The 5776-nt window shown below is 53.8% G+C and carries 7 protein-coding genes; 4 read left to right on the top strand and 3 right to left on the bottom strand.

Annotated features, from left to right (window positions below; genetic code table 11):
* Both VMT71_12975 and VMT71_12970 read right to left on the bottom strand, forming a co-directional pair.
* The coding region (locus tag VMT71_12975; GenBank protein HVN24877.1) for a 3-hydroxyacyl-CoA dehydrogenase NAD-binding domain-containing protein at positions 1-263 on the bottom strand (263 nt) is incomplete at its 3' end.
* A 39-nt stretch (positions 264-302) separates the two neighbouring features.
* Entirely contained in the window at positions 303-1505 is a 1203-nt protein-coding gene (locus VMT71_12970; protein ID HVN24876.1) for a thiolase family protein, read from the bottom strand.
* A 245-nt stretch (positions 1506-1750) separates the two neighbouring features.
* Between VMT71_12970 and VMT71_12965 the strand changes: the two genes are divergently transcribed.
* From VMT71_12965 to VMT71_12950, 4 genes are all read left to right on the top strand, one after another.
* Positions 1751-2542, top strand: coding sequence for an IclR family transcriptional regulator (locus VMT71_12965; protein ID HVN24875.1), 792 nt, complete (start codon positions 1751-1753; stop codon positions 2540-2542).
* A 175-nt stretch (positions 2543-2717) separates the two neighbouring features.
* Positions 2718-4046: a hypothetical protein gene (locus VMT71_12960; GenBank protein ID HVN24874.1), complete on the top strand. Its 1329-nt coding sequence runs from the start codon at positions 2718-2720 to the stop codon at positions 4044-4046.
* A gap of 13 nt (positions 4047-4059) precedes the next feature.
* Positions 4060-4239, top strand: coding sequence for a hypothetical protein (locus VMT71_12955; GenBank protein HVN24873.1), 180 nt, complete (start codon positions 4060-4062; stop codon positions 4237-4239).
* 237 nt (positions 4240-4476) lie between these two features.
* Complete coding sequence (locus VMT71_12950) at positions 4477-4971, top strand: BrxA family protein (protein ID HVN24872.1); 495 nt, start codon at positions 4477-4479, stop codon at positions 4969-4971.
* Positions 4972-5167: 196 nt separating this feature from the next.
* Here the strand turns inward: VMT71_12950 and VMT71_12945 are convergent, their stop codons facing one another.
* The gene (locus VMT71_12945) at positions 5168-5425 is read right to left on the bottom strand and encodes a response regulator (protein HVN24871.1); all 258 of its coding nucleotides are present in this window, start codon (positions 5423-5425) and stop codon (positions 5168-5170) included.
* Between the last annotated feature and the right edge of the window lie 351 nt (positions 5426-5776).

The raw sequence follows: 5776 nt of genomic DNA, 5'->3' as shown, positions 1-5776 counted from the left end.
TCAACAACATAGTCCACGTCCTTCAGGTCCTCCATCTTCGCGGTGGTCTTGATCCGGCCCAGAAGGGCAGCCTTTGCGTCAGGGGTCATCTTCCCTTTTTCGACAGATTTGGCGAGGAACTTGTCGATGCCACCAAGGGCTCTTGTGACGAACTTCTCCTCGACATCCATCATGAGCACGTTGTATCCTGCCGCAGCCGCGATCTGGGCAATGCCCGATCCCATGCTCCCGGCGCCAACCACGCCTATTGTCTTGATCTCCATTGTGGTACCTCCTTGTATAAGGTTTGTTGGGTTGGTGTTTTATCCAACCTTCACGATGAGGGCTGCGGCAGTGTCTCCAGCAGCGCAGCCGGTGAAGAGCCCATAGCCGCCCCCGAGGATTGCGAGCTCTTCTATCATCTCGATGATGGCCCTGCCCGCGGTCGGGCCCTGGGGATGGCCATAGATCAAGGACGATCCGTAATTGCACATTTCCATAACGTTGAAGCCCATCTTCTTGGCGAAGTTGAGATCGTTGGTGGCAAAGGGGTTGTGACTCTTGACGGCTTTCATATCCGCAATTTTCAAGCCTGCGGAGGCAAGGGCCATTTCGGCGGCAGGCACGGGGGCAGCGGGCATGAAGGCCGGCTTGACTCTGGCAAAACCATAAGAGATGATCTGGATCTCCAGCTTCGGGTCGGCGCTCAGTTCCCGCGCCTTATCCCTGGTAGTGATGATGATGCCGCAATTGCCGTCGGCGGGGAACGTTTGAGCGCCAAAACTGTGGACGCCGTTCGGGCGGACCGGCTTCAGCTTGGCGAGACCTTCTGCCGTGGTCGGTGTCCAGCCTTCGTCCTGATCGACCAGCTTGGTTTGCTTCTTGTTAACCGTGCAGAGCGCACCGAACATGTACCGCTTCTGAAAAGCCCTGTCGTTAGCTATCGCTGCCTGATACTGCTGGTAGCGTCGTAGCACCACTGCATCACACTCCTCCTTGGTGATACCAGCCTCCCTCGCAACGTTGTCTGCTGTTTCCACCATAGCGAAGGGAACGCGGGGGTTTCCATTGAAGTTGTCCATATTCCAGTTTTCATGCTCCGGCTCGCCTCCCGGTCCAAGAGGGTTGGGCCATGTGGTGTGGGGTCCGTTGGAGCAACGGTCGCTCATCAGGCCGTAACCCACCTCGTAGGCGCCCAGCTCTATGTTCTGCGCGGCAAGGTTCAGTATCGTCGTGGAACTCGAGCAGGCCTGGTGAATGAAAAGACCGGGCACGAATTTTTTATCGTCCGTGATTATGGAGCCTGCCATCTGGTGTGAGTAGAACCAGTGGTGCTGTGCAACGGTGGTACCGAAGTAGAGATAGTCGATAATGGTTGGGTCGATCTTCTTCTCCAGAAACCATCTTCTCGCGGTGTTCGGTCCCAGAAAACAACAGTTGTCGTACTGCATACTGCCCTGCCACCGGCAGAAGGGCGTCGAATAGTAACCGCCGTAAGGTATATACGCTTTCGTAAATTTGAACATGGCCGTCTCCTTATGAATGTATAGTGCTCATGCCAGGCTGCAGACTGTTTTTATCTACGGGCCGTCGCCAGGCTCTTCTCCTATCATGTTCATCTAGTGGACATGGCAGTCCACTAGATGGTCGGAGCATGTAGATGACAATATCCCACAGCGGGTTGCTTGTCAAGCAAAAAGAGGGAGCTGACATGTTTTCTTGACAAAGCCTTCTTTGCTTGCGAAGCTATAGAGGTTGGGGGGATTCAGGGGTGAAACCTGCTCGTAAGGACAACAAAGAAGGCTACTATAACAGGTCTCTGGAACGGGCCCTGCAGATACTGGACGCGTTCAACCCCCAGCGGCAGGCGCTCAACAAGAGCGAACTCTCAAAGATCATCGGGCTTTCAAGAGCTACCATCTTGAGGCTCTGCTCCACCCTTGTAAAGTATCATTACCTCAGGCAAGACCAGGAGTCAAAAAAGTACTCGCTGGGCATGAGATTGTTCGAGCAGGGAAGCGTTATCTTCTATTCTCTTTCAGTGCGGAAGGCGGCGTCTCTCCCTATGACGCAACTCCATACGCGCATCGGAAAGACCATTTTCCTAGCCATACTTGATAACGATGAATTGCTGTACATCGACAAGAGAGAAGACAGCAACAGCATCATCACGTTTACCTCCAAGATAGGCACCCGTCGCGTTCCGTATTGGGGCATGTGCGGCCCCGTGCTCATGTCCTTTCTGCCCGATGAGGAGATAGAAAGGCTTCTGAAGAAATTCCCACTGAAGGCTCACACAAGAAAGTCGATTACCGACAAGCAAAAGTTCAAAGCATGGCTCCGGAAGGTGAGGAAGCAGGATTTTGCGGTTGATCCGGAGGCGACCCTCGAAGGGATCACCGGTGTGGGAGCTCCCGTCCGGGACTTTACCGGAAATGTCGTTGCCTCTGTGGGCGCGGCCATCTTCTCCTCGTCCCTGAAGAACAATGACCTGCAGCGAATCGTAGGGGAGGTATCGGCAACTGCGCTCAGGATTTCATCCACGCTGGGTTATAAACCATGAGCGCTGCTTGCGGCGTTCATCTTGCAGTCTTTCCTTTTCAATCTTTTTTCTTGACAAAGAAGTCGTCTGCCACGTATTGTTTATTAAATGGACATGCGTGTTCACTAGATGAACACGTCCACACAAGATCTCATGTTTGAATGTCGACAGACAAACTAACACCAAGGGGTGATATATGGCCAACGACACGAGCATCTACTGGAATCCTATCCTGGAAACACTGGACAGGGAAAAGCTGCGGCAGCTGCAGCTCAGAAAGTTCAAGCGCATCTTCGAATGGGCGTACAACAATTCTCCCTTTTACAAGAAGCTGTATAAAGACGCCGGTATTGAGCCGGGAGATATCAAGACCTATGAAGATGTGAAGAAGGTCCCCAAGACAGACAAAGGGATGCTCAGGGATGTGCAGAAGAGACCTCCCTTTCCCTACGGGGACATGCTGGCCGTGCCCCTCTCGCAGGTGACAGAGTTTCGTCAGACGAGCGGTACGACCGGCACGCCGGTATACCAGGCCGACACATGGCAGGACTGGGAATGGTGGGCAGAATGCTGGGCGTACATACTCTATGCGCAGGGATACAGGGACACAGACCGCATTTTCATTCCGTTCGGCTACAACATTTTCGTTGCCTTCTGGGCATGTCACTACGCAGCAGAAAAGCTTGGAGCGGAAGTGGTCCCCGGTGGCGTTCTCGACACCGAAGCAAGGATCATGAAAATGAAGGAGCTCAAGTGCACTGGCTTTGGCGCCACGCCTACCTACGTGCTGGGTATGGCCGACACGGCGCGCAAAATAGGCATAGACCCGAAGAGCATCGGCATCCAGAGGATTACGTGCGCCGGTGAGCCGGGCGCAAGCATTCCCACCACCAAGCAGCGTATCGAAGAAGCGTGGGGTGCGAAGGTTTACGACCACATCGGCGCGACGGAAATCGGTGCGTGGAGCTACAGCTGTACGGCCCAGAGGGGTCTCCACGTCAACGAAGCCATGTTTCTTGTGGAGATCGAAGATGTGGATACAGGGGAAATCATCGACACACCCATGAAAAACGGCAAAATGGTGATTACCGCCTTTGACAGAATCGGGAAGCCGTGTATCAGGTTCGATTCAAAGGACGTGATCCGCTGGGCAGATTACGAGTGCACCTGTGGGCGGACGTTCAGGATTATCGATGGTGGCGTTGTGGGCAGAGCCGACGACATCACCAAAGTGAAGGGTGTCCTTTTGGCCCCCACCGCCATCGAAGAAGTGGTCAGAAGCTTCAGCGAACTGAGTGATGAATACGAGGTGGTAGTAACCAAGAAGGGCGACATCGACGACATAGCGCTCAAGATCGAGATCCGTCCGGGTCTCGAAGAGCAAAAAGAATCGATTCTTGCCCGCCTCAAGGATGAGCTCAGGGTCAAGACGAATCTGGGATACAAAATAGAGGTTCATCCCTACGGAAGCCTTCCGCGCTACGAGGTGAAGGCCAAGAGATTCAAAGACATGAGAAAACACTAGAAAGGGGGTTCACGTGAGCACTCAATACAAAATAAAAGAGATGGACGAAAAGATACAGCTTCTCCGCAAGACCGCAGAGGAACTAATGACCTTAGGGGGAGACATCGAGGCCGTAAAGAAGAATCTTGTTCGGCTTCTCGCGAGCACGAAGATGCTCGAGCTCAATATAAGCGATGCGAGAGAATTGTTGTAAGATGGTCGCCGGGTCAGGTTGACTGGTTAAAAAAATTACGAGGAGTGTTAGTGACCTTACGGGCAGTCGGCCATCTCCTCATGGGCCAGATAGGCTTCAACGCTGGGATCGCTGTCTAGAACCACCCTGGCGTCATATCGAGAAGTGGTAATTCGTGGTAACTCAACCAAACAAAGGGAGGAATTCTTCAATCCTCCCTCGCTCTAACTAGCGGCGTACCGCACCAAAGATATAGTGATGCGCGTGTTCAAACCGTGGTTCCTGACGCCGACAGACCGCCCCGCGCGCATCCTGAAAGCGGTAATGCAAAAGGGTCTCAAACGACGGACGTTCAGTGAATTGCTCTTTCTCTTCGCTTGTCGGACGGACCCTCTCATCTACGATTTTACGGTTCGGGAACACTGGCCGGCGGCGCGCCGCGGCAAAATAGTGCTCACAGTTCAGGACGGGCTTGATTTCCTGACGGAAGCCCGCTACGACGGAAGGCTGGAGAATGAATGGTCGGAAAGCGTCTCCAAGCGCATATCGCGATGTGTGCTGGGCATACTGCGTGATGTTGGTTTGCTGCACGGCGACGGAAGTCGCAAGGAGATCGTCCCCGGCGTCGTGACCGACGAAACGGTGGCAATTATTGCCCGACACTTGCACGAAACGGGCGTGACGGATTCTTTTCTGGCCGAACACCCCGACATGCTTACTCAGGCTCGGCTGGCGGATGCGTTCACTGCTTAAAGCGCAAGGCGCAATCGTCAGCGAATTCCTATTGCCGAACAATTTCGGGAGGCCGTAAATGACGCCGCGCCTTATGAGGATGGAGCGCGAGGGTGAAGCGCCGTCTCGATGGCGGTGCGAAGGTCTTCTTCGTCGATGGGTTTGAGGACCAGCCCGAAGGGTTCAGTGAGTTGGGCCAAATCAGCTCCGACCTGGTCTAGCTGCCCGTGAGGTAAATCACAGGGCAACGGTACTGCGCGCGTATTGCTTCGGCGGCCTGGATCCCGTTCATCGGCCCCTTCAGTGTAACATCCATAAGAATCACGTCAGGGCGGAGAGCCAACGCACGTTCGACCGCTGCCTTCCCGGTGGCAACAGGACCATTAGGCTCATAGCCGAATATGCGGAGCATCTCACGAATGTCCATGCCCGTGATAGCTTCGTCTTCGACGATGAGTATGCGCTCGCCTGCCATACTGCACCCCTCCCAATAGGTATCGGCAGCACTGGAGAGTAACGTGAGTTCTAGGGAGTGCTTCGCGACGCTCGCCAGGGCTTAAGTCTACCACTAAATGCGCCGATACTCCTAGTACCACGATTCCCCAATTCTTCCTTTGAAAACCCCGGTCCTCCCATCTTTCCCGGGGTTTTCTCTTTTCTTTGTAGGACTGCTATCCTTTTCTGCTGCGGGTTCATAGAGGGCACCGTGACCTGTTGCTCCATACACCACGTGAAGCGGCAATGACGACAGCAACCACAAGGTAAGCAATTGTCACGAAATAATATGATCAATTAATATTACCATGAGCATGTGGCGTTATCGTAT

Source organism: Syntrophorhabdales bacterium, assembly GCA_035541455.1.
Taxonomy (GTDB): domain Bacteria; phylum Desulfobacterota; class Syntrophorhabdia; order Syntrophorhabdales; family WCHB1-27; genus JADGQN01.
The sequence above is the reverse complement of the archived record's forward strand: the minus strand, read 5'-3'. Positions and strand labels throughout refer to the sequence as shown.

Bases quoted from the DNA above. Each gene is read 5' to 3' on its own strand.
- VMT71_12970 (HVN24876.1), bottom strand. From the start codon at position 1,505: ATGTTCAAATTTACGAAAGCGTATATACCTTACGGCGGTTACTATTCG.
- VMT71_12960 (HVN24874.1), top strand. From the start codon at position 2,718: ATGGCCAACGACACGAGCATCTACTGGAATCCTATCCTGGAAACACTG.
- VMT71_12950 (HVN24872.1), top strand. From the start codon at position 4,477: ATGCGCGTGTTCAAACCGTGGTTCCTGACGCCGACAGACCGCCCCGCG.
- VMT71_12945 (HVN24871.1), bottom strand. From the start codon at position 5,425: ATGGCAGGCGAGCGCATACTCATCGTCGAAGACGAAGCTATCACGGGC.